This is a genomic window from Mesorhizobium sp. WSM3873, from assembly GCF_001672445.1.
Taxonomy (GTDB): Bacteria; Pseudomonadota; Alphaproteobacteria; order Rhizobiales; family Rhizobiaceae; genus Mesorhizobium.
The window spans coordinates 80,232-105,098 of the sequence record NZ_LYTM01000002.1; the positions used below are offsets into that span (position 1 = coordinate 80,232).

General features: G+C 63.4%; 36 protein-coding genes. 34 read left to right on the forward strand and 2 right to left on the reverse strand.

Annotated features, from left to right (window positions below):
- The first annotated feature begins 17 nt into the window (after positions 1-17).
- Positions 18-683, forward strand: a complete 666-nt coding sequence (locus A9K71_RS01885) for an O-methyltransferase (protein ID WP_066989585.1) — start codon at positions 18-20, stop codon at positions 681-683.
- Positions 684-708: 25 nt separating this feature from the next.
- On the opposite strand, the gene A9K71_RS01890 is transcribed toward A9K71_RS01885, so the two are convergent.
- Together A9K71_RS01890 and A9K71_RS01895 are read right to left on the reverse strand one after the other, a co-directional pair.
- Complete coding sequence (locus A9K71_RS01890; protein ID WP_066989586.1) at positions 709-1,638, reverse strand: Gfo/Idh/MocA family oxidoreductase; 930 nt, start codon at positions 1,636-1,638, stop codon at positions 709-711.
- A gap of 97 nt (positions 1,639-1,735) precedes the next feature.
- The gene (locus A9K71_RS01895) at positions 1,736-2,017 is read right to left on the reverse strand and encodes a transcriptional regulator (protein WP_066989908.1); all 282 of its coding nucleotides are present in this window, start codon (positions 2,015-2,017) and stop codon (positions 1,736-1,738) included.
- 463 nt (positions 2,018-2,480) lie between these two features.
- On the opposite strand from A9K71_RS01895, the gene rpsL reads away from it, so the two are divergent.
- The 33 genes from rpsL to A9K71_RS02060 all read left to right on the forward strand — a co-directional run bounded on the left by rpsL (position 2,481) and on the right by A9K71_RS02060 (position 24,667).
- On the forward strand, positions 2,481-2,852 hold the full coding sequence (gene rpsL / locus A9K71_RS01900) for a 30S ribosomal protein S12 (protein ID WP_006202128.1): 372 nt from the start codon (positions 2,481-2,483) through the stop codon (positions 2,850-2,852).
- A gap of 62 nt (positions 2,853-2,914) precedes the next feature.
- Positions 2,915-3,385, forward strand: coding sequence for a 30S ribosomal protein S7 (gene rpsG / locus A9K71_RS01905; protein WP_041003106.1), 471 nt, complete (start codon positions 2,915-2,917; stop codon positions 3,383-3,385).
- A gap of 29 nt (positions 3,386-3,414) precedes the next feature.
- Positions 3,415-5,505 (forward strand): elongation factor G, encoded by a 2,091-nt coding sequence (gene fusA, locus A9K71_RS01910; RefSeq protein WP_066989588.1) that lies wholly within the window; start codon positions 3,415-3,417, stop codon positions 5,503-5,505.
- 101 nt (positions 5,506-5,606) lie between these two features.
- Positions 5,607-6,782, forward strand: coding sequence for an elongation factor Tu (gene tuf / locus A9K71_RS01915; protein WP_066989565.1), 1,176 nt, complete (start codon positions 5,607-5,609; stop codon positions 6,780-6,782).
- A 66-nt stretch (positions 6,783-6,848) separates the two neighbouring features.
- Complete coding sequence (gene rpsJ / locus A9K71_RS01920) at positions 6,849-7,157, forward strand: 30S ribosomal protein S10 (RefSeq protein ID WP_006205468.1); 309 nt, start codon at positions 6,849-6,851, stop codon at positions 7,155-7,157.
- 94 nt (positions 7,158-7,251) lie between these two features.
- On the forward strand, positions 7,252-7,968 hold the full coding sequence (gene rplC / locus A9K71_RS01925) for a 50S ribosomal protein L3 (protein WP_066989590.1): 717 nt from the start codon (positions 7,252-7,254) through the stop codon (positions 7,966-7,968).
- Positions 7,968-8,588 (forward strand): 50S ribosomal protein L4, encoded by a 621-nt coding sequence (gene rplD, locus A9K71_RS01930; protein WP_066989592.1) that lies wholly within the window; start codon positions 7,968-7,970, stop codon positions 8,586-8,588. Before rplC ends, rplD begins: the two co-directional genes overlap by 1 nt.
- Positions 8,585-8,878, forward strand: coding sequence for a 50S ribosomal protein L23 (locus tag A9K71_RS01935; protein WP_040983033.1), 294 nt, complete (start codon positions 8,585-8,587; stop codon positions 8,876-8,878). The genes rplD and A9K71_RS01935 overlap by 4 nt, the downstream gene beginning before the upstream one ends.
- A gap of 22 nt (positions 8,879-8,900) precedes the next feature.
- Positions 8,901-9,734: a 50S ribosomal protein L2 gene (gene rplB, locus A9K71_RS01940; RefSeq protein WP_040970375.1), complete on the forward strand. Its 834-nt coding sequence runs from the start codon at positions 8,901-8,903 to the stop codon at positions 9,732-9,734.
- 16 nt (positions 9,735-9,750) lie between these two features.
- On the forward strand, positions 9,751-10,029 hold the full coding sequence (gene rpsS / locus A9K71_RS01945; RefSeq protein WP_006205463.1) for a 30S ribosomal protein S19: 279 nt from the start codon (positions 9,751-9,753) through the stop codon (positions 10,027-10,029).
- Positions 10,030-10,031: 2 nt separating this feature from the next.
- A complete protein-coding gene (gene rplV, locus A9K71_RS01950; RefSeq protein WP_066989594.1) occupies positions 10,032-10,421 on the forward strand; it encodes a 50S ribosomal protein L22 in 390 nt (129 codons plus the stop codon).
- On the forward strand, positions 10,421-11,143 hold the full coding sequence (gene rpsC, locus A9K71_RS01955) for a 30S ribosomal protein S3 (protein ID WP_066989596.1): 723 nt from the start codon (positions 10,421-10,423) through the stop codon (positions 11,141-11,143). The genes rplV and rpsC overlap by 1 nt, the downstream gene beginning before the upstream one ends.
- A 27-nt stretch (positions 11,144-11,170) precedes the next feature.
- Positions 11,171-11,584: a 50S ribosomal protein L16 gene (gene rplP, locus A9K71_RS01960; protein WP_027170364.1), complete on the forward strand. Its 414-nt coding sequence runs from the start codon at positions 11,171-11,173 to the stop codon at positions 11,582-11,584.
- A 12-nt stretch (positions 11,585-11,596) separates the two neighbouring features.
- Complete coding sequence (rpmC, locus tag A9K71_RS01965; protein ID WP_040970379.1) at positions 11,597-11,797, forward strand: 50S ribosomal protein L29; 201 nt, start codon at positions 11,597-11,599, stop codon at positions 11,795-11,797.
- A gap of 11 nt (positions 11,798-11,808) precedes the next feature.
- The gene (gene rpsQ / locus A9K71_RS01970; RefSeq protein WP_040970380.1) at positions 11,809-12,048 is read left to right on the forward strand and encodes a 30S ribosomal protein S17; all 240 of its coding nucleotides are present in this window, start codon (positions 11,809-11,811) and stop codon (positions 12,046-12,048) included.
- Between the two features lie 81 nt (positions 12,049-12,129).
- Positions 12,130-12,498 (forward strand): 50S ribosomal protein L14, encoded by a 369-nt coding sequence (rplN, locus tag A9K71_RS01975; RefSeq protein ID WP_006205457.1) that lies wholly within the window; start codon positions 12,130-12,132, stop codon positions 12,496-12,498.
- A gap of 12 nt (positions 12,499-12,510) precedes the next feature.
- On the forward strand, positions 12,511-12,825 hold the full coding sequence (gene rplX, locus A9K71_RS01980) for a 50S ribosomal protein L24 (protein ID WP_059188493.1): 315 nt from the start codon (positions 12,511-12,513) through the stop codon (positions 12,823-12,825).
- Positions 12,818-13,396: a 50S ribosomal protein L5 gene (gene rplE / locus A9K71_RS01985; protein WP_066989598.1), complete on the forward strand. Its 579-nt coding sequence runs from the start codon at positions 12,818-12,820 to the stop codon at positions 13,394-13,396. The genes rplX and rplE overlap by 8 nt, the downstream gene beginning before the upstream one ends.
- Positions 13,397-13,422: 26 nt before the next feature.
- Positions 13,423-13,728: a 30S ribosomal protein S14 gene (gene rpsN / locus A9K71_RS01990; RefSeq protein ID WP_059188495.1), complete on the forward strand. Its 306-nt coding sequence runs from the start codon at positions 13,423-13,425 to the stop codon at positions 13,726-13,728.
- Between the two features lie 12 nt (positions 13,729-13,740).
- Positions 13,741-14,139, forward strand: a complete 399-nt coding sequence (rpsH, locus tag A9K71_RS01995; protein WP_066989600.1) for a 30S ribosomal protein S8 — start codon at positions 13,741-13,743, stop codon at positions 14,137-14,139.
- 120 nt (positions 14,140-14,259) lie between these two features.
- Positions 14,260-14,793, forward strand: a complete 534-nt coding sequence (gene rplF, locus A9K71_RS02000; RefSeq protein ID WP_066989602.1) for a 50S ribosomal protein L6 — start codon at positions 14,260-14,262, stop codon at positions 14,791-14,793.
- 88 nt (positions 14,794-14,881) lie between these two features.
- A complete protein-coding gene (gene rplR / locus A9K71_RS02005; protein WP_066989604.1) occupies positions 14,882-15,244 on the forward strand; it encodes a 50S ribosomal protein L18 in 363 nt (120 codons plus the stop codon).
- A gap of 126 nt (positions 15,245-15,370) precedes the next feature.
- Positions 15,371-15,940 carry a 30S ribosomal protein S5 gene (gene rpsE / locus A9K71_RS02010; RefSeq protein ID WP_027046810.1) on the forward strand — a complete coding sequence of 190 codons (570 nt, stop codon included), beginning with the start codon at positions 15,371-15,373 and terminating at the stop codon, positions 15,938-15,940.
- A gap of 25 nt (positions 15,941-15,965) precedes the next feature.
- Positions 15,966-16,163 (forward strand): 50S ribosomal protein L30, encoded by a 198-nt coding sequence (gene rpmD, locus A9K71_RS02015; RefSeq protein WP_027170355.1) that lies wholly within the window; start codon positions 15,966-15,968, stop codon positions 16,161-16,163.
- Positions 16,164-16,186: 23 nt separating this feature from the next.
- Positions 16,187-16,660: a 50S ribosomal protein L15 gene (rplO, locus tag A9K71_RS02020; protein WP_066989606.1), complete on the forward strand. Its 474-nt coding sequence runs from the start codon at positions 16,187-16,189 to the stop codon at positions 16,658-16,660.
- 259 nt (positions 16,661-16,919) lie between these two features.
- The gene (secY, locus tag A9K71_RS02025) at positions 16,920-18,260 is read left to right on the forward strand and encodes a preprotein translocase subunit SecY (protein ID WP_066989608.1); all 1,341 of its coding nucleotides are present in this window, start codon (positions 16,920-16,922) and stop codon (positions 18,258-18,260) included.
- Complete coding sequence (locus A9K71_RS02030; RefSeq protein WP_066989610.1) at positions 18,257-18,847, forward strand: adenylate kinase; 591 nt, start codon at positions 18,257-18,259, stop codon at positions 18,845-18,847. The genes secY and A9K71_RS02030 overlap by 4 nt, the downstream gene beginning before the upstream one ends.
- A gap of 223 nt (positions 18,848-19,070) precedes the next feature.
- Entirely contained in the window at positions 19,071-19,439 is a 369-nt protein-coding gene (rpsM, locus tag A9K71_RS02035; protein ID WP_027170351.1) for a 30S ribosomal protein S13, read from the forward strand.
- 156 nt (positions 19,440-19,595) lie between these two features.
- On the forward strand, positions 19,596-19,985 hold the full coding sequence (gene rpsK / locus A9K71_RS02040; RefSeq protein WP_006205444.1) for a 30S ribosomal protein S11: 390 nt from the start codon (positions 19,596-19,598) through the stop codon (positions 19,983-19,985).
- Between the two features lie 99 nt (positions 19,986-20,084).
- Complete coding sequence (locus A9K71_RS02045; protein WP_059188661.1) at positions 20,085-21,095, forward strand: DNA-directed RNA polymerase subunit alpha; 1,011 nt, start codon at positions 20,085-20,087, stop codon at positions 21,093-21,095.
- A gap of 104 nt (positions 21,096-21,199) precedes the next feature.
- Entirely contained in the window at positions 21,200-21,631 is a 432-nt protein-coding gene (rplQ, locus tag A9K71_RS02050; RefSeq protein ID WP_066989613.1) for a 50S ribosomal protein L17, read from the forward strand.
- A gap of 190 nt (positions 21,632-21,821) precedes the next feature.
- Positions 21,822-23,315, forward strand: coding sequence for a DegQ family serine endoprotease (locus A9K71_RS02055; protein ID WP_066989615.1), 1,494 nt, complete (start codon positions 21,822-21,824; stop codon positions 23,313-23,315).
- A gap of 44 nt (positions 23,316-23,359) precedes the next feature.
- Positions 23,360-24,667 carry a replication-associated recombination protein A gene (locus A9K71_RS02060; protein WP_066989617.1) on the forward strand — a complete coding sequence of 436 codons (1,308 nt, stop codon included), beginning with the start codon at positions 23,360-23,362 and terminating at the stop codon, positions 24,665-24,667.
- The last annotated feature ends 200 nt before the right edge of the window (positions 24,668-24,867 follow it).

Consider the following 24,867-nt stretch of genomic DNA (forward strand, 5'->3'; position numbering starts at 1 on the left):
ATGAACGAGGAAAAGCCATGAGCGCCAGGACCTGGACAGCTGTCGACGACTACATCGTCTCCTCTCTTTTCGATGCGGATCCCGCGCTAGACGCCGTGCTTGCGGCCAACCGCGAGCAGGGCCTGCCGGCGATCGACGTCTCGGCCGCGCAGGGCAAATTGCTTTCGCTTCTGGTGCGGATTCGCGGCGCAAGGAAGGTGCTCGAGATCGGCACGCTCGGTGGTTACTCGACCATCTGGATGGCAAGGGGCCTGCCTGCCGATGGCAGAGTAGTGACGCTGGAGCTTGAGCCGCACCATGCCAAGGTCGCGCGTTCGAACTTCGAGCGGGCAGGGGTTTCCGACAAGGTGGATCTGCGGCTCGGGCCAGCTCTTCAATCGCTAGCAGCCTTGGTCAGCGAAAATGCCGGTCCGTTCGACCTGATCTTCATCGACGCCGATAAGCCGAACAACCCGAATTATCTCAGCTGGGCCATGCGGCTGTCGCGCTCCGGAACGGTCATCGTTTGCGACAACGTCATCCGCGACGGCGCCGTGCTGAAGGATGACGGCCGCGACGAATACGTCGTCGGTGCCCGAGCAGCGCTCTCATTCATCGGGCAGGAGAAGCGGCTGGACGGCACCGCCATCCAGACCGTCGGCGCCAAGGGCTATGACGGATTTGCGATAGCGATCGTGGACTGACGCCGGCGCTGCAGGGGGCTTGCTGTTAATCGAAGAAAGGCTCGACCACATTGCGCTTGCCGAGCATGAAGGCGTCGGCGACGTGCTGGAGCGGGGCCAGGTCGACGTCGCAGATGCCGGCGCGGACAATCTCGGCGAAACGCTTGTAGAGCATCGGATATTCGGCTTCCGGCTCGTCATGGATGATCTTGCCGTCGACGGCGAGCTTTGCGCCGCCGCCCGAAAGCACCATCTTGCCCTCGTCGGTCTCGGCCAGGATGTCCCAGCTCTGCGGACCGGTCTGCAGCCAGTCGAGTTCCATCGTCACCGGGAGCCCGTTCGAGGTGCGGAAGGTGACATGCGCCGCGACCGGCGAGGCGCGGTTCTCGGGGAAGTCGAGCACGGCCGAGGTGATGAACATCGGCGGCAAGATGTGGGTAGCGATCGATAGCGCGTTGATGCCGGGATCGAACACGCCGAAACCGCCCGGCGCCCAGATCCATTCCTGGTTCGGGTGCCAGCGGCGCACGTCTTCCTTCCAGTTGATCGCCGCCGAGTCGATTCTGGCCGAAGCCAGGAGGGCGCGCGCGGCCTCGACCGCCGGCGCGTAGCGCGAATGCCAGCTGGCGAAAAGCGAAACGCCTTTCTTCGCGGCAATCGCCTTCAGGTGCTCGACCTCGCTGACGGTGGCGCCCGGCGGCTTCTCCATGAAGACGTGCTTTCCGGCGTCGAGCGCGGTCCGCGCGGCGTCATAGCGGAACTGCGGCGGCATGCAGAGCGAGACGGCTTCCAGGCCCGGCTCGGCCTCGAGCATCGCCTCGATCGTCGGATAGTTCGGGATGCCGTCCACCTTGCCATGGCGGCTGGCGGCGGCCGCAAGCTGATAACTGCTGTCCTTGGCCAGTGCCGGAAGATGCTGGTCGCGGACGATCTTTCCCACGCCGACGATACCGATCCTGATGGGGTTGCTGGTCATTGGGACTCCGAGGGATGGAAGAAGTAGGTGTTCTTAGGCAGGACAACGGTGCCCGGCAAGCCTGGACGAAATCGCAATCTCGCGATCCCTCACGGGATCAGCTCGGCTCGTCGAAGGTAACGATCGAGACTTCGCCCTCCAGCGCGCCCTGATAGGCGGACAGATGCGGCTCTTCGTCGGGGGTGCCTTCCATGTCGCCGATCTGGTCGAGCTCGGCTTCGGCGAATCCTTCGGCGGCGAGCGATTCGAGCGCGCGGCGGACGGCAGAATCATCGTCGGGCGCGACCAGCATCACATGCACGCCTTCCGGCTTGCCGCCTTTTCGCCGCCACACCCGGCCGGTGATGATGGTGACCGGGCGCTCCTCGTTGTCGTTCACGGGCTGATTCCTCCGGAAGCGGGGAGTTTTGCCATTCATGCCGCCTTATTTGCACGAAGCCGGCCGAGATGACAGGCGAAAGCGGGTCACTTTCTTCCTCGCTCTTGAAAAAAGACGCAAGAAAATTACATGCGTTTTCCGCATGGCTGCCAAGCTCCGGATCGGGCGCAATATTTGCCGTTCCGGGGTTGACGGATAGGGGGCTTGCGAGTAGAAGCCGCCACGTCAGAACCGATGTGAGACTTGCTTTTCCGAGGCGACGCGCCTTGGAGTTTGCCTCAAACAGGGTTCGTTTTACGAGCGAAAAGACATCTCCGGCGCGCATGAAGCGGCTTCCGCTTCCTCTGCAATTTGTTCGGGCAGGACCGCGAGGCGCGGTGTGTTGCCCGAATTCGCGTATGGAAATGACGCTTTGAGCGGCCCTGACAGGGCAAGACACGGAATTGAGAGACAAGAGGGTTTAATGCCTACCGTCAACCAGCTGATCCGCAAGCCGCGCCTGGCGCCGGTGAAGCGCAACAAGGTCCCGGCCATGCAGCAGAACCCGCAGAAGCGGGGCGTCTGCACGCGCGTCTACACGACGACGCCGAAGAAGCCGAACTCGGCGCTGCGCAAGGTGGCCAAGATCCGTCTGACCAATGGTTTCGAAGTGATCGGCTACATCCCGGGCGAAGGCCATAACCTTCAGGAGCACTCGGTGGTCATGATCCGTGGCGGCCGCGTCAAGGATCTGCCGGGCGTCCGCTATCACATCATCCGCGGCGTGCTCGACACCCAGGGTGTGAAGAACCGCAAGCAGCGCCGTTCGAAATACGGTGCCAAGCGTCCGAAGTAAGGGTTTCCGGCTTCGGCGCTTTTTTTGACTGCGCCGTGCCACGAGATTGAGAGACAAGAGCCATGTCCCGTCGTCACAGTGCAGAAAAGCGTGAGATCAATCCGGACCCCAAGTTCGGCGATCTGGTCGTCACCAAGTTCATGAACGCCGTCATGTATGACGGCAAGAAGTCGGTCGCCGAGACCATCGTCTACGGCGCGCTGGACCAGGTCCAGGCCAAGACCAAGCAGGAGCCGGTCGCTGTCTTCCACCAGGCGCTCGACAATGTCGCGCCGCATGTGGAAGTGCGTTCGCGTCGCGTCGGCGGCGCCACCTACCAGGTTCCGGTGGACGTGCGCCCCGAGCGCCGCCAGGCGCTGGCCATCCGCTGGCTGATCGCCGCCGCACGCAACCGCAACGAGACTACGATGGTCGACCGCCTCTCGGGCGAGCTGATGGACGCGGCCAACAACCGCGGCACGGCCGTCAAGAAGCGTGAAGACACCCACAAGATGGCGGAAGCCAACCGCGCCTTCGCGCACTACCGCTGGTAAAGCGCGAACGAGACTGAGAGGCACCTCCCATGGCCCGCGAATACAAAATCGAAGACTACCGCAATTTCGGTATCATGGCGCATATCGACGCCGGCAAGACGACGACGACCGAGCGCGTCCTGTACTACACGGGCAAGTCGCACAAGATCGGCGAAGTCCATGACGGCGCTGCCACCATGGACTGGATGGAGCAGGAGCAGGAACGCGGCATCACCATCACCTCGGCCGCGACCACGACCTTCTGGAAGGGTCGTGACGGCAAGATGCGCCGCTTCAACATCATCGACACTCCCGGACACGTCGACTTCACCATCGAGGTCGAGCGCTCGCTGCGCGTGCTCGACGGCGCCATCGCGCTGCTCGATGCCAACGCCGGCGTCGAGCCGCAGACCGAGACCGTGTGGCGCCAGGCCGACAAGTACCACGTGCCGCGCATGATCTTCTGCAACAAGATGGACAAGATCGGCGCCGACTTCTACCGCTCGGTGGAAATGATCGGCTCGCGCCTCGGCGCGCAGGCCGTCGTCATGCAGCTGCCGATCGGCGCCGAGACCGAGTTCAAGGGCGTCGTCGACCTCGTCGAAATGAACGCGCTGGTCTGGCGCGACGAGACACTGGGCGCTGCCTGGGACGTCGTCGGGATCCCGGCCGACCTCAAGGACAAGGCCGCTCAGTATCGCGAGAAGATGATCGAGGCCGCCGTCGAGATGGACGAGACCGCGCTCGAGAATTACCTCGAAGGCAACATGCCGTCGAACGACGAGATCCGTGCGCTGATCCGCAAGGGCACCATCGCGGTCAAGTTCTTCCCGATGTTCTGCGGCTCGGCCTTCAAGAACAAGGGCGTGCAGCCGCTGCTGGACGCCGTTGTCGAATACCTGCCGTCGCCGATCGACGTGCCGGCCATCAAGGGTGTCGACGCCAAGACCGACGCCGAGATCGAGCGTCATGCCGACGACAACGAGCCGCTGTCGATGCTGGCGTTCAAGATCATGAACGACCCGTTCGTCGGCTCGCTGACCTTCGCTCGCATCTATTCGGGCAAGCTCACCAAGGGCACCTCGCTCGACAACACCGTGAAGGGCAAGAAGGAGCGCATCGGCCGCATGCTGCAGATGCATGCGAATTCGCGCGCCGATATCGAGGAAGCCTATGCCGGCGACATCGTCGCGCTGGCCGGCCTCAAGGACACGACGACCGGCGACACGCTCTGCGATCCGCTGCATCCGGTCATCCTCGAGCGCATGGAATTCCCCGATCCGGTCATCCAGATCGCCATCGAGCCGAAGACCAAGAACGACCAGGAAAAGATGGGCCTCGCGCTGCATCGCCTGGCGGCCGAGGATCCGTCCTTCCGCGTCAAGACCGACGAGGAAAGCGGTCAGACCATCATCGCCGGCATGGGCGAGCTGCATCTCGACATCATCGTCGACCGCATGCGCCGCGAGTTCAAGGTGGAAGCCAATGTCGGCGCTCCGCAGGTGGCCTATCGCGAGACGATCACCCGGACCCACGAGCAGGACTACACGCACAAGAAGCAGACGGGCGGCACCGGCCAGTTCGCTCGCGTCAAGATCGTGTTCGAGCCGAACACCGAGAGCGAAGAGTTCCTGTTCGAGTCCAAGATCGTCGGCGGTGCGGTGCCGAAGGAATACATCCCGGGCGTCGAGAAGGGCATCCAGAGCGTCATGGGTTCCGGCCCGTTTGCTGGTTTCCCGATGATCGGTGTCAAGGCGACGCTGATCGACGGCGCCTTCCACGACGTCGACTCCTCGGTGCTGGCGTTCGAAATTGCCTCCCGCGCCTGCTTCAAGGAAGCGGCCCCGAGGCTCGGCGTGCAGCTGCTGGAGCCGATCATGAAGGTCGAGGTCGTGACGCCGGAAGACTATGTCGGCGGCGTTATCGGTGACCTCAACGGCCGTCGCGGCCAGATCCAAGGCCAGGAAGCCCGTGGCGTGGCAGTCGTCATCAACGCGATGGTGCCTTTGGCCAACATGTTCAAGTACGTCGACAATCTGCGTTCGATGTCGCAGGGCCGCGCCCAGTACACGATGCAGTTCGACCACTATGAGCCGGTCCCTACGGCGGTGGCCCAGGAAGTCCAGAAAAAGTACGCGTGAGAATGCCTGTGCCACCGGAACCGCGGCTCTTACGCGTTTCCGGTTCGGCTGGAGCGAATATCAATTTCCCCGAGCGGGATGAGTAAAGACGGAGAAATACAGTGGCAAAAGGTAAATTCGAGCGCACCAAGCCGCATGTGAACATTGGCACGATCGGCCACGTCGATCATGGCAAGACGTCGCTGACGGCGGCGATCACGAAGTATTTTGGCGAATACAAGCGCTATGACCAGATCGACGCGGCGCCGGAAGAGAAGGCGCGCGGCATCACCATCTCGACGGCGCATGTCGAGTATGAGACGGCCAACCGTCACTATGCCCATGTCGACTGCCCCGGCCACGCCGACTATGTGAAGAACATGATCACCGGCGCCGCGCAGATGGACGGCGCGATCCTGGTGGTTTCGGCCGCCGACGGCCCGATGCCGCAGACCCGCGAGCACATCCTTTTGGCCCGTCAGGTCGGCGTGCCCTCGATCGTGGTGTTCCTGAACAAGGTCGACCAGGTCGACGACGCCGAGCTGCTCGAGCTGGTCGAGCTCGAGGTTCGCGAACTGCTGACCAAGAACGAGTTCCCCGGCGACGACATTCCGATCGTCAAGGGCTCGGCTCTGGCTGCGCTGGAAGATTCGAACAAGACCATCGGCGAGGACGCCATCCGCGAGCTGATGGCGCAGGTCGACGCCTATATCCCGACGCCGGTCCGTCCGCTGGACAAGCCGTTCCTGATGCCGATCGAGGACGTGTTCTCGATCTCGGGCCGCGGCACGGTCGTGACCGGCCGCGTCGAGCGCGGCGTGGTCAAGGTCGGCGAGGAATTGGAGATCGTCGGCATCCGTCCGACGGCCAAGACCACCTGCACGGGCGTGGAGATGTTCCGCAAGCTGCTCGACCAGGGCCAGGCCGGCGACAACATCGGCGCGCTGTTGCGCGGCATCGACCGCGAGGGTGTCGAGCGCGGCCAGGTTCTGGCCAAGCCGGGCTCGGTGAAGCCGCACAAGAAGTTCGTGGCCGAAGCCTACATCCTGACCAAGGACGAGGGCGGCCGTCACACGCCGTTCTTCACCAACTACCGTCCGCAGTTCTACTTCCGCACCACCGACGTGACCGGCATCGTGACGCTGCCGGCCGGCACCGAGATGGTGATGCCCGGCGACAACATCACCGTCGACGTCGAGCTGATCGTGCCGATCGCCATGGAAGAGAAGCTGCGCTTCGCCATCCGTGAAGGCGGCCGCACCGTCGGTGCCGGCATCGTCGTCACCATCAAAGAATAATTGGACGAAACGGATCTGTCGCGGGCGCGGGGCTGCCCGCGCCGCGCCAGAACAAGGAATTGACGCATGAACGGACAGAATATCCGCATCCGCCTTAAGGCGTTTGACCACCGGGTGCTCGACGCCTCGACGCGCGAAATCGTGTCGACCGCCAAGCGCACCGGCGCCAACGTCCGCGGCCCCATTCCGCTGCCGACGCGGATCGAAAAGTTCACGGTCAACCGGTCGCCTCACGTCGACAAGAAGAGCCGCGAGCAGTTCGAGATGCGCACCCACAAGCGGCTGCTCGACATCGTCGATCCGACCCCGCAGACGGTCGATGCTCTGATGAAGCTCGATCTGGCCGCCGGTGTCGACGTCGAGATCAAGCTCTAAGGAACAAGAGGGCGGGGCGACCCGGAACTCTGAAGGAACCAAGAGGCGTGGAGGGGCGTCAGCCCCGACAGGGAACTCTAAAGGAATTGAACCGATGCGTTCAGGTGTGATTGCAAAGAAGGTGGGAATGACCCGCATCTATAACGATGCCGGGGAACACGTTCCCGTCACCGTTCTCCAGATGGAGAACTGCCAGGTCGTGGCGCAGCGCACGCAGGAGAAGAACGGCTACACAGCCGTCCAGCTCGGCGTTGGCCTTGCCAAGGTGAAGAACACGTCGAAGGCGATGCGCGGCCATTTCGCTGCCGCCTCCGTCGAGCCGAAAGCGAAGCTCGCCGAGTTCCGCGTCTCCGCCGACAACATGATCGACGTCGGCGCCGAGCTCACCGTCGAGCACTTCGTCGCTGGCCAGAAGGTCGACGTGACGGGCACCTCGACCGGCAAGGGTTTCCAGGGCGTGATCAAGCGGCACAACATGGGTGGCGGCCGCGCCACGCACGGTAACTCGGTCTCGCACCGCACGCACGGCTCGACCGGTCAGCGCCAGGACCCCGGTAAGGTGTTCAAGGGCAAGAAGATGGCCGGCCACATGGGCGACGTCCGCGTCACCACCCAGAATGTCGAGGTCGTCTCGACCGATGCCGACCGCGGCCTGATCCTGATCCGCGGCGCCGTCCCGGGAGTGAAGGGCGCCTGGATCCTGGTCCGTGACGCGGCCAAGGTTGCGCTGCCGGCCAACGCGCCGAAGCCAGCCGCGATCCGTGCCGCTGCCGCCAAGAACGATGCCCCGACCAATGAGGGAGCGGAATAATGGACCTCAAGATCACAACCCTCGGCGGCAAGGACGCCGGCAAGGTAAAGCTCTCCGAGGAGATCTTCGGCCTTGACCCGCGTGAGGACATCCTGCAGCGCGTCGTGCGCTGGCAGCTGGCCAAGAAGCAGCAGGGCACGCACAAGGCCAAGGGCCGCGCCGAGATCGCGCGCACCGGCGCCAAGATGTACAAGCAGAAGGGTACGGGCCGCGCCCGTCACCATTCGGCTCGCGCTCCGCAGTTCCGCGGCGGTGGCAAGGCGCACGGCCCGGTCGTGCGCAGCCATGAGCACGAGCTGCCGAAGAAGGTGCGCGCGCTGGGCCTGAAGCACGCTCTCTCGGCCAAGGCCAAGAGCGCTTCGCTGATCATCGTCGACGAGCTGAAGCTGGCCGAAGCCAAGACCAAGGCGCTGGTGGCGAGCCTCGAGACGCTCGGGCTCACCAATGCCCTGGTGATCGGCGGCGCCGAGCTTGACCAGAACTTCAAGCTGGCGGCGACCAACATTCCCAACATCGACGTGCTGCCGATCCAGGGCATCAACGTCTACGACATTCTGCGCCGCGGCACGCTGGTCCTTTCGAAGGCCGCCGTCGAGGCTCTCGAGGAGCGCTTCAAATGACCGACCTCCGTCACTACGACGTGATCGTCTCGCCGGCGATCACCGAAAAGTCGACCATGGCTTCCGAGCAGAACCAGGTCGTCTTCAATGTCGCCAAGAAGGCGTCGAAGCCGGAAATCAAGGCCGCCGTGGAAGCTCTCTTCGGCGTCAAGGTTACGGCCGTGAACACGCTCGTCCGAAAGGGCAAGATCAAGCGCTTCCGCGGCACGGTTGGCCGCCAGGGCGACGTCAAGAAGGCGGTTGTGACGCTGGCCGACGGCCAGTCGATCGACGTCGCGACGGGTCTCTGAGCAAGGCCGCGAGGACAGGACAATGGCACTCAAGAAATTCAACCCGGTAACGCCGAGCACCCGTCAGCTGGTCATCGTCGACCGCTCGGGCCTCTACAAGGGCAAGCCCGTCAAGGGCCTGACCGAAGGCCTGACCAAGTCGGGCGGCCGCAATAATTACGGCCGCATCACCGCCCGCTTCATCGGCGGCGGTCACAAGCGTTCGTACCGCATCATCGACTTCAAGCGTAAGAAGTACGACGTCGTCGGCACGGTCGAGCGCATCGAATACGATCCGAACCGCACCGCCTTCATCGCGCTGATCAAGTATGACGACGGCGAGCTGTCCTACATCCTGGCGCCGCAGCGTCTGGCCGCCGGCGACAAGATCGTGGCCGGCGAAGCGGTCGACGTGAAGCCGGGCAACGCGATGCCGCTGGCTTCGATGCCGGTCGGCACGATCGTCCACAATATCGAGCTGAAGCCGGGCAAGGGCGGCCAGGTCGCCCGTTCGGCCGGCGGTTACGCCCAGCTCGTCGGCCGCGACCAGGGCATGGCGATCCTGCGCCTCAACTCGGGCGAGCAGCGCGTCGTGCACGGTTCCTGCATGGCCACCGTCGGCGCCGTGTCGAACCCCGATCACGGCAACATCAACGACGGCAAGGCCGGCCGCACGGTGTGGCGCGGCAAGCGCCCGCACAATCGCGGCGTGGCCATGAACCCGGTCGATCATCCGCACGGTGGTGGCGAAGGCCGCACCTCGGGTGGCCGTCACCCGGTTTCGCCCTGGGGCAAGCCGACCAAGGGCAAGAAGACGCGGTCCAACAAGGCGACCGACAAGTTCATCGTGCGCTCGCGCCATCAGCGCAAGAGCTAAGAAGAGGTAACGCCAAGTGACTCGTTCGATTTGGAAAGGCCCCTTCATCGACGGCTACCTTCTCAAGAAGGTGGACAAGGTTCGTGAAGGCGGTCGCAATGAGGTGATCAAGATGTGGAGCCGTCGCTCCACCATCCTGCCGCAGTTCGTCGGCTTCACCTTCGGTGTCTACAACGGCCAGAAGCACGTTCCCGTCTCCGTGAACGAGGACATGGTCGGCCACAAGTTCGGTGAATTCGCTCCGACCCGGACCTATTACGGTCATGGCGCGGATAAGAAGGCGAAGAGGAAATAATCATGGGCAAGGCCAAAGCTCCGCGCAGGCTTGCTGACAACGAGGCGCGCGCCGTTCTGCGCACCATCCGTATCAGCCCGCAGAAGCTGAACCTGGTTGCCGCGCTGATCCGCGGCAAGAAGGTCGCGACAGCGCTTTCCGACCTCGAATTCTCGGCCAAGCGGATTTCCGGCACGGTCAAGAAGACCCTGGAGTCGGCGATCGCCAACGCGGAAAACAACCACGACCTCGATGTCGATGCGCTGATCGTATCGGAAGCCTATGTCGGCAAGTCGATCGTCATGAAGCGTTTCCACGCGCGTGGCCGTGGTCGCGCCAGCCGTATCGAAAAGCCGTTCTCGCACCTCACGATCGTCGTTCGTGAAGTCGAGGAAAAAGGGGAGGCCGCATAATGGGCCAGAAAGTCAATCCGATCGGGCTGCGTCTCGGCATCAACCGCACCTGGGATTCGCGCTGGTTCGCGAACACCGGCGAATACGGTCAGCTGCTGCATGAAGACATCAAGATCCGTAAGTATCTTGAGAAGGAACTCAAGCAGGCCGCGATCTCCAAGGTCGTGATCGAGCGTCCGCACAAGAAGTGCCGCGTCACCATCCATGCCGCGCGTCCGGGCCTGATCATCGGCAAGAAGGGCGCCGACATCGAGAAGCTCCGCAGGAAGCTGATGGAGATGACGAAGTCCGAGACGCACCTCAACATCGTTGAAGTGCGCAAGCCGGAAATCGACGCCACGCTGATCGCCCAGTCGATCGCCCAGCAGCTCGAACGCCGCATTGCGTTCCGTCGCGCCATGAAGCGCGCCGTTCAGTCTGCCATGCGTCTCGGCGCCGAAGGCATACGCATCAACTGCTCCGGCCGTCTCGGCGGCGCTGAAATCGCGCGCATGGAGTGGTACCGCGAAGGCCGCGTGCCGCTCCACACGCTGCGCGCCGATGTCGACTACGGCACGGCCGAGGCGAACACGGCGTACGGCATCTGCGGTGTCAAGGTGTGGGTGTTCAAGGGCGAGATCCTCGAGCACGACCCGATGGCGTCGGAGCGTCGCGCCACGGAAGGCGATCACGGCGGTCAGACCGGCGAGCGTGAGCGCGGTCGCCGTCGCGAGAACGCCTGAGAAATTTGAGAATTTGGAGTTAGAACGATGCTGCAGCCAAAGCGCACAAAGTTCCGCAAGCAGTTCAAGGGCCGTATCCACGGTACCGCCAAGGGCGGCACCAATCTGGATTTCGGCGGTTTCGGGCTGAAGGCGCTTGAGCCGAACCGCGTCACCGCGCGCGAGATCGAGGCGGCCCGCCGCGCGATCACCCGCGAGATGAAGCGCGCCGGCCGCGTCTGGATCCGGGTGTTCCCGGATCTGCCGGTCACCTCGAAGCCGACCGAAGTGCGCATGGGTAAGGGCAAGGGCGCCGTCGACTACTGGGCGGCGCGCGTCAAGCCTGGCCGCATCATGTTCGAGATCGACGGCGTCAGCGAAGAAACCGCGCGTGAGGCGCTGCGTCTCGGCGCCGCCAAGCTCTCGGTCAAGACGCGCTTCGTGCAGCGCATCGCAGAATAAGGACAGGCGATCATGAAAGCCGAAGACATCCGGACCAAGACCCAGGATCAGCTGGCCGACGACCTGGCCGCCCTCAAGAAGGAGCAGTTCAACCTGCGCTTCCAGAAGGCCACCGGCCAGCTCGAGAAGACCGCACGCGTGAAGCAGGTCCGCAGGGACATCGCGCGCATCAAGACCATCGCCGCGGAAAAAGCCGCGGCCAAGAAGGCTTAAGGACGAGAACCATGCCAAAGCGCATCCTGCAGGGCACCGTCGTCAGCGACAAGAACGAGAAGACGGTCGTCGTCAAGGTCGAGCGGCGCTTCACGCATCCCGTGATGAAGAAGACCGTGCGCCTGACCAAGAAGTACAAGGCGCATGACGAGAATAACGCCCATAAGGTCGGCGACCAGGTGTTCATCCAGGAATCGAAGCCGATCTCCAAGGACAAGCGCTGGGTCGTCATCACCGCGGATCAGGCTTGATCCGGGCGAACGAAACGAATTTTGGACAGACCGGGGAGGGGTGAAAGCCCGTCCCGTTAGAAAAGAAGAAGGCGGCCAGTCATGATTCAGATGCAAACAAACCTCGACGTCGCGGACAATTCCGGCGCCCGTCGTGTCATGTGCATCAAGGTGCTGGGCGGTTCGAAGCGGAAGTATGCCTCCGTCGGCGACATCATCGTGGTGTCGATCAAGGAAGCCATCCCGCGCGGCCGCGTTAAGAAGGGCGACGTGATGAAGGCGGTCGTGGTTCGCACGGCCAAGGACATCCGCCGTCCGGACGGCAGCGTGATCCGTTTCGACAAGAACGCGGCCGTTCTCGTCGACAACAAGAAAGAGCCGATCGGCACGCGTATCTTCGGGCCGGTTCCGCGCGAGCTTCGCGCCAAGAACCACATGAAGATCATCTCGCTCGCGCCTGAAGTGCTGTAAGGAGCCGGACCCATGCAAAAGATCAGAAAAGGCGACAAGGTCGTCGTGCTTGCCGGCAAGGACAAGGGCCGTTCGGGCGAAGTCCTGTCGGTGCAGCCGAAGGAAGACACCGCGCTGGTCCGCGGCGTGAACCTCATTCGCCGTCACCAGAAGCAGACCCAGTCCCAAGAGGGCGGGATCATCACCAAGGAAGCGCCGATCCACCTGTCGAACATCGCGCTGGCCGACCCCAAGGACGGCAAGCCGACCCGCGTCGGCTTCGCCATCCAGAAGGACGGCAAGAAGGTGCGCGTCGCCAAGCGTTCGGGAGAAGTCATCAATGGCTAAGGCTGAAACCAAGCAGGCAGCTGCCAAGAACGAGCCGCGCCTCAAGAAGGTCTATCAGGAGACCATCCGCAAGGCGCTGCAGGAGCAGTTCGGCTACGACAACGAGATGCAGGTTCCGCGCATCGACAAGATCGTGCTGAACATGGGCGTCGGTGAGGCGACCGGCGATTCCAAGAAGCCCTCGGTCGCGGCCGACGACCTCGCGCTGATCGCCGGCCAGAAGGCTGTCGTCACCCGCGCCCGCAACTCGATCGCGGGCTTCAAGGTGCGCGAGAACATGCCGATCGGCGCCAAGGTCACGCTGCGCAAGGAACGCATGTACGAGTTCCTCGACCGCCTCGTGAACATCGCGCTGCCGCGCGTTCGCGACTTCCGCGGACTGAACCCGAAGAGCTTTGACGGCCGTGGCAACTACGCCATGGGCATCAAGGAGCACATCGTGTTCCCGGAGATCAACTACGACAAGGTTGATCAGGTCTGGGGCATGGACGTCATCGTTTGTACGACGGCGAAGACGGATGACGAGGCCAGAGCGCTGCTCAAGGCCTTCAACTTCCCCTTCCGCCAGTAACGGCAGCGAAAAAGGAAAAATCTGAAATGGCAAAGACCAGCTCAGTCGAGAAGAACAACCGGCGCCGCAAGCTTGCCGGTCAGTACGCCGCCAAGCGCAAGGCGCTCAAGGACATCGTCATGGACCAGTCCAAGCCGATGGAAGAGCGTTTCCGCGCCCAGTTGAAGCTTTCGGCGCTGCCGCGCAACTCGGCCAAGATCCGCATCCGCAACCGCTGCGAAGTGACGGGGCGTCCGCGCGCCTACTATCGCAAGCTCAAGCTTTCGCGCATCGCGCTTCGCGATCTGGGCAACAACGGCCAGATCCCGGGCCTGGTCAAGTCGAGCTGGTAAGGAGACACTGAGATGTCATTGAGCGATCCTCTCGGCGATATGCTGACCCGCATCCGCAACGCCTATGGCCGCAAGAAGTCGAGCGTCTCGACCCCGGCCTCGCGTCTGCGCGCCCGCGTCCTCGAAGTGCTGAAGTCGGAAGGCTATATCCGCGACTACAGCCAGACCGACTTCGAGAACGGCAAGTCGGAAATCGAGATCGAACTGAAGTATTTCGACGGCGCTCCGGTCGTGCGCGAAATCGAGCGCGTCTCGAAGCCCGGCCGCCGCGTCTATGTCTCGGCCAAGTCGATCCCGCATGTCGCGAACGGCCTCGGCATCGCCATCCTTTCGACGCCGAAGGGCGTCATGGCCGATCACGAAGCGCGCGAGCAGAATGTCGGCGGCGAGATCCTCTGCCAGATTTTCTAAGGGTGAATGGTCAATGGTGAATAGTGAATGGTGAGACTGCACGGGACTTTTGACCGCGCCGTTCGCCATTTCACCATTCACCATTCACCATTCACAGCAGTAAAGGAAGAGGAGACAACAATGTCTCGTATCGGAAAGAAACCCGTTTCGCTGCCGCAGGGCGTCTCCGCGACCGTCAACGGCCAGACCGTGACGGCCAAGGGCCCCAAGGGCGAGCTGAAGTTCGTGGTCAACGACGAAGTGCTGGTCAAGATGGAAGGCGCCGAGATTTCGGTCGAGCCGCGCGACCAGACCAAGACCGCCCGCGCCAAGTGGGGCATGTCGCGCACGCAGATCGTCAACATCCTGCAGGGCGTCAAGGACGGCTTCGAGAAGAAGCTCGAGATCACCGGCGTCGGCTATCGCGCCGCCATGCAGGGCAAGAACCTGCAGCTGGCGCTCGGCTTCAGCCACGACGTGGTCTATGAGACGCCGCAGGGCATCACGATCTCCGTGCCGAAGCCGACCGAAATCACGATCTCCGGCATCGACAAGCAGCAGGTCGGCCAGGTCGCGGCCGAGATCCGCGAGTATCGCGGTCCCGAACCCTACAAGGGCAAGGGCGTGCGCTATGCCGACGAGCGGATTGTCCGCAAGGAAGGCAAGAAGAAGTAAGACTTTTGATCGCCGCGGGGCGCGACCGCGGGAGGCTTGGCCTACCGCACACGGTTGCCCCCGTTTTCTGAAGGCAAGGAACAGAATCATGGCTAGCCCCAAAGAAACAACCCAGCGCCGCGCGCAGCGCGTGCGCCGCCAGCTCAAGAAGGTCGCCGGGGAGCGGCCGCGGCTTTCGGTGCATCGCACCTCGAAGCACATATACGTCCAGGTCATCGACGACGCGAAGGGCCACACGCTGGCCGCCGCCTCGACGCTGGAGAAGGAGCTGAAGGGCTCGCTCAAGACCGGCGCCGACAGCGCCGCTGCTGCCGCGGTCGGCAAGCTGATCGCCGAGCGCGCGTCGAAGGCCGGCGTCAAGGAAGTCGTCTTCGATCGTGGCCCGTACATCTATCACGGCCGCGTCAAGGCGCTGGCCGAGGCTGCCCGCGAAGGCGGTCTGAGCTTCTAATGCATGATCCCGAAAAGTTGCAGACTTTTCGGACAAGATCATGCAAAGGAGAAATTCACCGCCGGTGTCGATAGAGGCGCCGGCAAACAGCAACCCGTGCTTCCGGAAAAGAACAAGGACTAGGATATGGCACAGGAACGTAGGGAAGGCGGCCGCGGCCGCGAGCGTGAACGCGAAGAGCGCGACGACGGCATGGTGGACAAGCTTGTCCACATCAACCGCGTCGCCAAGGTGGTGAAGGGCGGCCGTCGCTTCGGCTTTGCCGCGCTCGTCGTCGTCGGCGACCAGAAGGGCCGCGTCGGCTTCGGCCACGGCAAGGCGCGCGAAGTGCCGGAGGCGATCCGCAAGGCGACCGAGTCGGCCAAGCGCGACATGATCTTCGTGCCGCTGCGTTCGGGCCGCACGCTGCATCACGACGTCGAGGGCCGCTGGGGCGCCGGACGCGTTCTGCTGCGCGCCGCCAAGCAGGGTACCGGCATCATCGCTGGCGGCCCGATGCGCGCCGTCTTCGAGACGCTCGGCATGCATGACGTGGTCGCCAAGTCGATGGGTTCGTCGAACCCCTACAACATGGTTCGCGCCACCTTCGACGCGCTGAAGAGCCAGATGCATCCGAAGGATGTGGCTGCTGCGCGCGGCATCAAGTACTCGACCCTTCAGGCCCGCCGCGGCACCGCCGTCGCGGCCGAAGAATAGTCGACGCTGACCAGGGATTTCGACCATGGCCAAGAAAGCTACCAAGACCATCACCGTCGAGCAGATCGGTTCGCCGATCCGCCGGCCGAAGGAGCAGCGCGCGACGCTGGTCGGCCTCGGCCTCAACAAGATGCACAAGCGGCGCACGCTGGAAGACACCCCTTCGGTGCGCGGCATGATCGCCGCCGTCCAGCACCTCGTCCGCGTTGTGGACGAGGCCTGAACGGAAGCGCAGGAGACAGAAACATGAAACTCAACGATCTGCGTGACAAGGACGGCGCCACGCACTCCAGGAAGCGCCTCGGTCGCGGCATCGGCTCCGGCTCTGGCAAGACCGCCGGTCGCGGCGTCAAGGGCCAGAAGGCACGCTCGGGCGTTGCCATCAACGGCTTCGAGGGCGGCCAGATGCCGCTTTACCGGCGCCTGCCGAAGCGCGGCTTCAACAACCTGTTCGCCAAGAGCTTCACCGTCGTGTCGCTTGCCCGCATCCAGGCTGCGGTCGATGCCAAGAAGCTCGACGCGAAGGAGACCGTGACGGCTGAGACCCTGATCGCTGCCGGCGTCATCCGCCGCGCCAAGGACGGCGTGCGCGTGCTCTCCGACGGCGAGCTCAAGGCCAAGCTCAGCTTCGACGTCGCCGGCGCCTCCAAAGCTGCGATCGAGAAGATCGAGAAGGCGGGCGGTTCGGTGAAGCTGCCGGAAGCGGCCGCCGCCGAGTAACGGCGATTTGAAGCGCGGCCGGCGGGTATGGTTTCATTTTTGCCGCCCGTCCGCGCTTTGATCTGATCAATTAGGCGGCCGCGTCAACGCGGCCGCTTGCATGTTGACGGTCCGGAGCTTATCTCGTGAGCTTCGGTGACACGCGCCGCCTGAGCTGCGGGCATCGAGCGCGACATAGAAATCAATGAAGTAGAGCATGATGTCTTCCGAAAACCGCTTCACACTTTTCGGCATCATGCTCTAGCGGAGAAAATCAGGCATGGCTTCGGCTGCTGAACAACTAGCCTCCAATCTGAATTTTGCGGCCTTCGCCAAGGCCGAGGATCTGAAGAAGCGCATCTGGTTCACCGTCGGCGCGCTGCTCGTCTACCGCCTCGGCACCTACATCCCGCTTCCCGGCATCAATCCCGACGCTTTCGCCCAGGCCTTCTCCTCGCAGAGCAAGGGCGTGCTCGGCATGTTCAACATGTTTGCCGGCGGCGCCGTGCAGCGCATGGCGATCTTCGCGCTCGGCATCATGCCCTACATCTCCGCCTCCATCATCATGCAGCTGATGACCTCGGTCATCCCATCGCTGGAAGCGCTGAAGAAGGAAGGCGAGCAGGGCCGCAAGATCATCAACCAGTACACGCGCTACGGCACCGTGCTGCTGGCCTTGGTGCAGGCCTACGGCATTTCGGTCGGGCTGGAGGGCGGCAACGGTATCGTCACCGATCCCGGCATGTTCTTCCGCATCTCGACCGTCGTCACGCTTGTCGGCGGCACCATGTTCCTGATGTGGCTCGGCGAGCAGATCACCGCGCGCGGCATCGGCAACGGCATTTCGCTGATCATCTTCTCGGGCATCGTCGCCGGTCTGCCGCACGCCATTTCAGGCACGCTGGAACTCGGCCGCACCGGTGCGCTGTCCACGAGCCTGATTCTCGCGATCATCGTGCTCGCCGTCGTCGTCATCGGCGTCATCGTCTTCTTCGAGCGCGCTCAGCGCCGCCTGCTCATCCAGTATCCGAAGCGGCAGGTCGGCAACCGCATGTTCCAGGGCGATACCTCGCATTTGCCGCTGAAGCTCAACACCTCGGGCGTCATCCCGCCGATCTTCGCCTCCTCGCTGCTGCTGCTGCCGGCAACGGTTGCCGGCTTCTCGCAGACCACCAACCTGCCTGCCTGGGCGAGCACGGTTCTTGCGGCGCTGGGCCACGGCCAGCCGCTCTATATGGCGTTCTATGCGGCGATGATCATTTTCTTCGCCTTCTTCTACACGGCGATCGTCTTCAACCCGAAGGACACGGCCGACCAGCTCAAGAAGCATTCCGGCTTCATCCCGGGCTATCGTCCGGGCGAGCGCACCGCCGAATATATCGACTATGTTCTGACGCGTATCACCGTCATCGGCGCCATCTACCTGGTGCTGGTGTGTCTGCTGCCTGAGTTCCTGATTTCAGCGACTGGCGTACCTTTCTATCTCGGTGGCACATCGCTTCTGATCGTGGTCAGTGTCACGCTCGACACGGTGGCGCAGATTCAGGGTCACCTGATCGCGCACCAGTATGAGGGCCTGATCAAGAAGTCGAAGTTGCGCGGGGGTAAGAGGAGCAGATGAGGCTGATATTGCTTGGGCCGCCAGGAGCGGGCAAGGGGACGCAAGCACAGAGACTGGTAGAAAAACACGGCATACCCCAGCTTTCGACGGGAGACATGCTGCGTGCCGCCGTCCAGGCCGGAACCGAAGTCGGCAAGCGGGCCAAGGCGGTGATGGATGCCGGCGAGCTGGTGTCGGACGCGATCGTCAATGCGATCGTCGCCGAGCGGATCGACCAGCCCGACTGCGCCAGGGGCTTCATCCTCGACGGTTATCCGCGCACGCTGGTGCAGGCCGATGCCGTCGAAGCCATGCTCGCCGAGCGCAACATCGCGCTCGACAGCGTCATCGAGCTCGTCGTCGACGACAAGGCGCTGGTCGGGCGCATCGTCAAGCGGGCCGAGGATGCCAAGGCGGCCAGCCAGCCGGTGCGCAAGGACGACAACCCGGCGGTGTTCGAGGAGCGCCTGCGAGAATATTACAAGAAGACGGCGCCGCTGACCGGCTACTACTATGCCAAAGGCAGGCTGATTAGCGTTGACGGCATGGCCAGCATCGACGCGGTGACCGCGGAGATCGAGAAGGTGCTCACGGCGGCGGTGAGCTAGGCCGCTCCGGCAAGCAAAGATTGCGCTTGACTGGAAGAAGCCATTGGGGTATGGCGGCCCGTCTTCCTATCAGGCATGGACTTTGCTTGCCCGCAAGGGCAGGGCATCCGTTTTGAACCAGGAAACTCCCGCAAGGGCCGGCCTCCACCGGACGCGGGGCAACTTAGATAGCGCCGGGCCTGCCTTTTTGAAGGATGGCCGGCCCAAATGGAGATGAAAGAACATGGCTCGTATAGCCGGCGTCAACATTCCGACCAACAAGCGCGTCGTCATTGCGCTTCAGTACATTCACGGCATCGGCAAGAAGTTTGCCCAGGAGATCGTCGACAAGGTCGGCATCCCGGCAGACCGCCGCGTCAACCAGCTGACCGACGCGGAAGTGCTGCAGATCCGCGAGACGATCGACCGCGACTACCAGGTCGAAGGCGACCTGCGCCGCGAGGTCTCGATGAACATCAAGCGGCTGATGGACCTCGGCTGCTACCGCGGGCTGCGTCACCGCCGCTCGCTGCCGGTCCGCGGCCAGCGCACGCATACCAATGCGCGCACCCGCAAGGGCCCGGCCAAGGCGATCGCCGGCAAGAAGAAGTAATTAGGGGAATAAGGGAGTAGGGGAGTAAGGCAGTAGGGAATAGTCCGAAATCGGATCGTTCATTTCCCACTCCCTTACTGCCCTATTCCCCTACTCCCTTACGAAGGTGGAGCCGCTGGCGTTACGGCGGTGTAGAGATCAACTGAAAGGACTACCATGGCCAAGGAAGCCGCTCGTGTTCGCCGTCGCGAACGCAAGAACATCTCGTCGGGCGTTGCCCACGTCAATTCGACCTTCAACAACACGATGATCACCATCACCGACGCGCAGGGCAATTCGATCGCCTGGTCGTCGGCCGGCGCCCAGGGCTTCAAGGGTTCGCGCAAGTCGACCCCGTTCGCCGCCCAGATGGCCGCCGAGGACGTCGCCAAGAAGGCCCAGGAACACGGCATGCGCATGCTCGAGGTCGAGGTCTGCGGACCCGGCTCCGGCCGTGAATCGGCGCTGCGCGCCCTGCAGGCCGCCGGCTTCACGATCACCTCGATCCGCGATGTGACGCCGATCCCGCACAATGGCTGCCGTCCGCGCAAGAAGCGCCGCGTCTAATATTTTTGAACGCCGCGTGAGCGCCAAGGCGCTCCTCCGCGGCAATTCCAGGCTGCCCGCCACGATTGGATGGTGGCGGGTCAAAGGAAGGAAGACACCATGATCCAGAAAAACTGGCAGGAACTGATCAAGCCGAACAAGATCGAGTTCTCGTCGAAGAAGAAGACGCTGACCACGCTCGTGGCCGAGCCGCTCGAGCGCGGCTTCGGCCTCACGCTCGGCAACGCGCTGCGGCGCGTGCTTCTGTCTTCGCTGCGCGGCGCGGCCGTCACCGCCGTGCAGATCGACGGCGTGCTGCATGAGTTCTCGTCCATCGCCGGCGTGCGCGAGGACGTGACCGACATCGTGCTCAACATCAAGGAAATCGCCATCCGCATGGAAGGCGATGGTCCCAAGCGCATGGTCGTGCGCAAGCAGGGTCCGGGCGCCGTCCTTGCCGGCGACATCCAGACCGTCGGCGACGTCGAGATCCTCAACCCCGACCACGTGATCTGCACGCTGGACGAGGGTGCGGAGATCCGCATGGAGTTCACCGTCGACACCGGCAAGGGCTATGTGCCGGCTGAGCGCAACCGCGCCGAGGACGCGCCGATCGGCTTGATCCCGGTCGACAGCCTCTACTCGCCAGTCAAGAAGGTCTCCTACAAGGTCGAGAACACCCGCGAGGGCCAGGTTCTCGACTATGACAAGCTGACCATGACCATCGAGACCGACGGTTCGATCTCGGGCGAGGACGCCGTGGCTTTCGCGGCCCGCATCCTGCAGGACCAGCTCAGCCTGTTCGTCAACTTCGACGAGCCGCAGAAGGAAGTCGCCACCGAGGCCGTCACCGAGCTGGCCTTCAACCCGGCGCTGCTCAAGAAGGTCGACGAGCTCGAGCTTTCGGTGCGTTCGGCCAACTGCCTGAAGAACGACAACATCGTCTATATCGGCGACCTGATCCAGAAGACGGAAGCCGAGATGCTGCGCACTCCGAATTTCGGCCGCAAGTCGCTGAACGAGATCAAGGAAGTGCTGGCGGCGATGGGTCTGCACCTCGGCATGGAAGTGCCGGATTGGCCCCCGGAAAACATCGAAGACCTCGCCAAGCGTTACGAAGATCAATATTGAGCATGAATTCCAAGGATCGGCGGCGCGAGCCGCTCGATCCGACGGTCATGCGGAAAACCATCAGAGGCCGTGGCCTCTTGAACAACTAAAGAAGGAAAAGAGCCATGCGCCACGGTTTCAAAGGCCGTCGCTTCGCCCGCAGCGTGAGCCACCGCAAGTCGATGTTCGCCAACCTCGCCGTGTCTCTGATCGAGCACGAGCAGATCGTCACCACCCTGCCGAAGGCGAAGGACCTGCGTCCGATCGTCGAGAAGCTGGTGACGCTCGGCAAGCGCGGCGACCTGCACGCCCGCCGCCAGGTGATCGCGCAGATCGGCAATGAAGGCGTCGTCAAGCGCCTGTTCGAAACCATCGCACCGCGCTACGCCAGCCGCAACGGCGGCTACCTGCGCATCATGAAGGCGGGCTTCCGCCACGGCGACAATGCCGCCATGGCGGTCATCGAGTTCGTCGACCGCGACACCTCGGCCAAGGGCGCCGCCGACCGCGCGCGTCTCGAGGCCGAAGGCGGCGAAGAGGAAGCCGCGGCCGCATAAGGCCAGGTTTTCAGCGAATGAATTCAAGGGGCCTTCGGGGCCCCTTTTTCGTTCTGAAACCAGCGAGCAGGGCGAGCGGATTTTCGTTCTCGTTCTCACGCTTTTGCGCGACAAGCATCGTATTTCCGTGCATTAGCCTTTCATTCTGCACAATCGTCGGGACAATGGCGCCTGATCTGGAGGATTCGGAATGCACCTCAAACGGCTGTTTCTTATTGCGGTTTGCACGCTTGCCGCTTTCGCCGCGGCTCCTAGCGTCAGACAGGCATTCGCAGAAGATGCCGCCAAGCCGGCCGACCCTGGCCTTTCCGACGTGCTGACCGATCTCTTGCATGGCGTCGAGGGCGAGAACTCCACTTCCGGGCCCGACAAGCGCGTGCCGTTCGGCCGCGAGGAGGTGCAGCTTTCGTTTGCGCCGCTGGTCAAGCAGACGGCGCCGGCCGTGGTCAACGTCTATGCCTCGCAGACCGCAAAGGTGACCTCGCCGTTCGAGGGCGATCCCTTCTTCGAGGAGTTCTTCGGCCGCGCGCAGCCGCGCGCGCAGTCTTCGCTCGGTTCCGGCGTGCTGGTCGATCCGAGCGGCGTGATCGTCACCAACTACCATGTCATCAAGGATGCCGACGAGGTGAAGGTCGCGACGGCCGACGGGCGCGAGTTCACATCCAAGGTGATGCTGAAGGACGAGACACTGGATCTTGCCGTGCTCAAGATTTCCGCCGACAAGCCGTTCCCGGTGATCGCCATCGGCGATTCCGACGCGCTTGAGGTCGGCGACCTGGTGCTCGCCATCGGCAATCCCTTCGGCGTCGGCCAGACGACCACCAGCGGCATCGTTTCGGCGCTTGCCCGCAGCCATATCGGCGTTTCCGACTCCGGCTATTTCATCCAGACCGATGCCGCCATCAATCCCGGCAATTCCGGCGGCGCGCTGATCAACATGGGCGGCCAACTGGTCGGCATCAACACGGCTATCTATAGCCGCAGCGGCGGCTCGATCGGTATCGGTTTCGCCATTCCGTCGAACATGGTCAGGGCTTTCGCCGACGCCGCCAAGGCCGGCCTGGATTTCTTCGAGCGGCCCTATATCGGCGCCGAGTTTGAAGCCGTGACACCGCAGATCGCGGAATCGCTCGGCATGGAAAAGCCGACCGGCGCGTTGGTCTCGTCGGTCGATGCGGCCGGACCGGCCGGCAAGGCGGGGCTCAAGCCGGGCGACGTCGTGCTGTCGCTCAACAACACGCCGGTCGAAAGCATCGAGGCGCTGGACTACCGCATGGCGACGCTGTCGATCGGTACGAAGGCGACCTTCGCCGTACTGAGCAAGGGCCAGCAGGCAACGCTCGAGATTGCGCTGGAGCGCGCCCCCGAAGGCGCGAAGGCGAGCGAGGTCACGCTGCATGGCCGCAGCCCCTTCGCCGGCGCCAAGGTGGCAGAGCTTTCGCCGCGCCTTGCCCAGCGTCTCGGGCTGCGCACCGACATGAAGGGGGTCACCGTGGTCGACATCAACCGCGATTCACCGGCCGCCGATTTCGGCTTCCAACCGGGCGATATCGTGCGCGAAGTGAACGGCACCAGCATCGATAAGGCGGCGACGCTGGCACAGATTGCGCAGCAGGACACGCGGTGGTGGCGGTTTACCGTCGAGCGCGGTGGGCAGATACTGCGCCAAGTGTTGCGTTACTGAGCAGGCTCTGGAAAAGGGGCCGCGTTCCAACCAAATAAAAGTGCATGGCCGATCTGTTCAGCGTCGATGAACCGGAGAAGGCGCCGCCTGGCCGGCCGCTGGCTGACCGGTTGCGCCCGAAGACCCTTGGCGAGGTCGTTGGCCAGGAGCACTTGACCGGCCCGGATGGCGCGCTGACGCGGCTGATCAATTCCGGCACGCTCGGCTCGATGATTTTCTGGGGCCCGCCCGGCACCGGCAAGACGACGGTGGCGCGGTTGCTCGCCGGCGAAACCCACCTCGCCTTCGAGCAGATATCGGCGGTGTTTTCCGGCGTCGCCGACCTGAAGAAAGTGTTCGAGGCAGCAAAATTGCGCCGGACCAATGGCCGCCAGACGCTGCTCTTCGTCGACGAGATCCATCGCTTCAACCGCGCCCAGCAGGACGGTTTTTTGCCGGTCATGGAAGACGGCACGGTGGTGCTGGTCGGCGCCACGACGGAGAACCCATCCTTCGAGCTGAACGCGGCGCTTCTGTCCCGCGCGCGGGTGCTCGTCTTCCGCTCGCTGGACGAGGAGAGCATCGCCAAGCTGCTGGAGCGGGCCGAGGCGACCGAGGGCAGGGCGCTGCCGCTCGACGACGAGGCGCGGGCCATGCTGATCCGCATGAGCGATGGCGACGGTCGTGCCTCGCTGACGCTCGCCGAGGAGGTCTGGCGCGCCGCCAAGCCGGGCGAGGTGTTTGGGCCCGAAGGCCTGCAGCGCGTCATCCAGCGTCGCGCGCCGATCTACGACAAGGGCCAGGACGGCCACTACAACCTGATCTCGGCGCTGCATAAATCGGTACGCGGCTCGGATCCGGACGCCGCGCTGTATTACCTCGCCCGCATGTTCGATGCCGGTGAGGATCCGCTCTATCTCGGCCGCCGGCTGGTGCGCATGGCGGTGGAAGATATCGGGCTTGCCGATCCGCAGGCCCTGGTCGTCGCCAATGCCGCAAAGGACGCCTACGATTATCTCGGCTCGCCCGAGGGCGAACTCGCCTTCGCCGAGGCCACCGTCTATCTCGCCACCGCGCCCAAGTCGAACGCCGTCTACACCGCCTTCAAGGCGGCGACACAAGCGGCCAAGGAATTCGGCTCGCTGCTGCCGCCCAAGCACATCCTCAACGCGCCAACCAAGCTGATGAAGGAAGAGGATTACGGCGCCGGCTACCGCTACGACCACGACGAGCCGGATGCCTTTTCCGGCCAGGACTATTTCCCGGAAAAGATGGGCCGCCGCACTTTCTACGATCCGCCCGAGCGCGGCTTCGAGCGCGAGGTCAAGAAGCGGTTGGAATACTGGGCAAAGCTGCGCAAAGAGCGGGAATAGCCGCTTCCGCGGCTCGGCGAGCCCGGGTGCTTCGCGGCGAAGTTTCGTCGGCATGACAGCAAAGTCGAGATGCTGGCGCGATCGTGAGCGGGCAAACCTGTTCCAGATTGTGCCGCGTCATGAAAAATCCTATGAAGGCGCACGGCTGGCGGGGGTCGCCGTGATTTGGCTCATGCGAACAGGATCGCGCTCCCAAGCGA

Excerpts from the sequence above, each read along its gene's own strand:
- rplB (WP_040970375.1), top strand. The coding sequence starts at position 8,901 with ATGGCACTCAAGAAATTCAACCCGGTAACGCCGAGCACCCGTCAGCTG.
- rplC (WP_066989590.1), top strand. The coding sequence starts at position 7,252 with ATGCGTTCAGGTGTGATTGCAAAGAAGGTGGGAATGACCCGCATCTAT.
- rpsG (WP_041003106.1), top strand. The coding sequence starts at position 2,915 with ATGTCCCGTCGTCACAGTGCAGAAAAGCGTGAGATCAATCCGGACCCC.
- rpmC (WP_040970379.1), top strand. The coding sequence starts at position 11,597 with ATGAAAGCCGAAGACATCCGGACCAAGACCCAGGATCAGCTGGCCGAC.
- A9K71_RS01885 (WP_066989585.1), top strand. The coding sequence starts at position 18 with ATGAGCGCCAGGACCTGGACAGCTGTCGACGACTACATCGTCTCCTCT.
- A9K71_RS02060 (WP_066989617.1), top strand. The coding sequence starts at position 23,360 with ATGGCCGATCTGTTCAGCGTCGATGAACCGGAGAAGGCGCCGCCTGGC.
- A9K71_RS02055 (WP_066989615.1), top strand. The coding sequence starts at position 21,822 with ATGCACCTCAAACGGCTGTTTCTTATTGCGGTTTGCACGCTTGCCGCT.
- rpsH (WP_066989600.1), top strand. The coding sequence starts at position 13,741 with ATGTCATTGAGCGATCCTCTCGGCGATATGCTGACCCGCATCCGCAAC.
- rplN (WP_006205457.1), top strand. The coding sequence starts at position 12,130 with ATGATTCAGATGCAAACAAACCTCGACGTCGCGGACAATTCCGGCGCC.
- A9K71_RS01890 (WP_066989586.1), bottom strand. The coding sequence starts at position 1,638 with ATGACCAGCAACCCCATCAGGATCGGTATCGTCGGCGTGGGAAAGATC.
- rplF (WP_066989602.1), top strand. The coding sequence starts at position 14,260 with ATGTCTCGTATCGGAAAGAAACCCGTTTCGCTGCCGCAGGGCGTCTCC.
- fusA (WP_066989588.1), top strand. The coding sequence starts at position 3,415 with ATGGCCCGCGAATACAAAATCGAAGACTACCGCAATTTCGGTATCATG.
- rpsM (WP_027170351.1), top strand. The coding sequence starts at position 19,071 with ATGGCTCGTATAGCCGGCGTCAACATTCCGACCAACAAGCGCGTCGTC.
- rplX (WP_059188493.1), top strand. The coding sequence starts at position 12,511 with ATGCAAAAGATCAGAAAAGGCGACAAGGTCGTCGTGCTTGCCGGCAAG.
- rplE (WP_066989598.1), top strand. The coding sequence starts at position 12,818 with ATGGCTAAGGCTGAAACCAAGCAGGCAGCTGCCAAGAACGAGCCGCGC.
- rpsC (WP_066989596.1), top strand. The coding sequence starts at position 10,421 with ATGGGCCAGAAAGTCAATCCGATCGGGCTGCGTCTCGGCATCAACCGC.
- rplV (WP_066989594.1), top strand. The coding sequence starts at position 10,032 with ATGGGCAAGGCCAAAGCTCCGCGCAGGCTTGCTGACAACGAGGCGCGC.
- rpsL (WP_006202128.1), top strand. The coding sequence starts at position 2,481 with ATGCCTACCGTCAACCAGCTGATCCGCAAGCCGCGCCTGGCGCCGGTG.
- A9K71_RS02045 (WP_059188661.1), top strand. The coding sequence starts at position 20,085 with ATGATCCAGAAAAACTGGCAGGAACTGATCAAGCCGAACAAGATCGAG.
- rpsQ (WP_040970380.1), top strand. The coding sequence starts at position 11,809 with ATGCCAAAGCGCATCCTGCAGGGCACCGTCGTCAGCGACAAGAACGAG.
- rplP (WP_027170364.1), top strand. The coding sequence starts at position 11,171 with ATGCTGCAGCCAAAGCGCACAAAGTTCCGCAAGCAGTTCAAGGGCCGT.
- rplR (WP_066989604.1), top strand. The coding sequence starts at position 14,882 with ATGGCTAGCCCCAAAGAAACAACCCAGCGCCGCGCGCAGCGCGTGCGC.
- secY (WP_066989608.1), top strand. The coding sequence starts at position 16,920 with ATGGCTTCGGCTGCTGAACAACTAGCCTCCAATCTGAATTTTGCGGCC.
- rpsJ (WP_006205468.1), top strand. The coding sequence starts at position 6,849 with ATGAACGGACAGAATATCCGCATCCGCCTTAAGGCGTTTGACCACCGG.
- A9K71_RS01935 (WP_040983033.1), top strand. The coding sequence starts at position 8,585 with ATGACCGACCTCCGTCACTACGACGTGATCGTCTCGCCGGCGATCACC.
- rplQ (WP_066989613.1), top strand. The coding sequence starts at position 21,200 with ATGCGCCACGGTTTCAAAGGCCGTCGCTTCGCCCGCAGCGTGAGCCAC.
- rpsN (WP_059188495.1), top strand. The coding sequence starts at position 13,423 with ATGGCAAAGACCAGCTCAGTCGAGAAGAACAACCGGCGCCGCAAGCTT.
- rpmD (WP_027170355.1), top strand. The coding sequence starts at position 15,966 with ATGGCCAAGAAAGCTACCAAGACCATCACCGTCGAGCAGATCGGTTCG.
- A9K71_RS02030 (WP_066989610.1), top strand. The coding sequence starts at position 18,257 with ATGAGGCTGATATTGCTTGGGCCGCCAGGAGCGGGCAAGGGGACGCAA.
- rplO (WP_066989606.1), top strand. The coding sequence starts at position 16,187 with ATGAAACTCAACGATCTGCGTGACAAGGACGGCGCCACGCACTCCAGG.
- rpsE (WP_027046810.1), top strand. The coding sequence starts at position 15,371 with ATGGCACAGGAACGTAGGGAAGGCGGCCGCGGCCGCGAGCGTGAACGC.
- rplD (WP_066989592.1), top strand. The coding sequence starts at position 7,968 with ATGGACCTCAAGATCACAACCCTCGGCGGCAAGGACGCCGGCAAGGTA.
- rpsK (WP_006205444.1), top strand. The coding sequence starts at position 19,596 with ATGGCCAAGGAAGCCGCTCGTGTTCGCCGTCGCGAACGCAAGAACATC.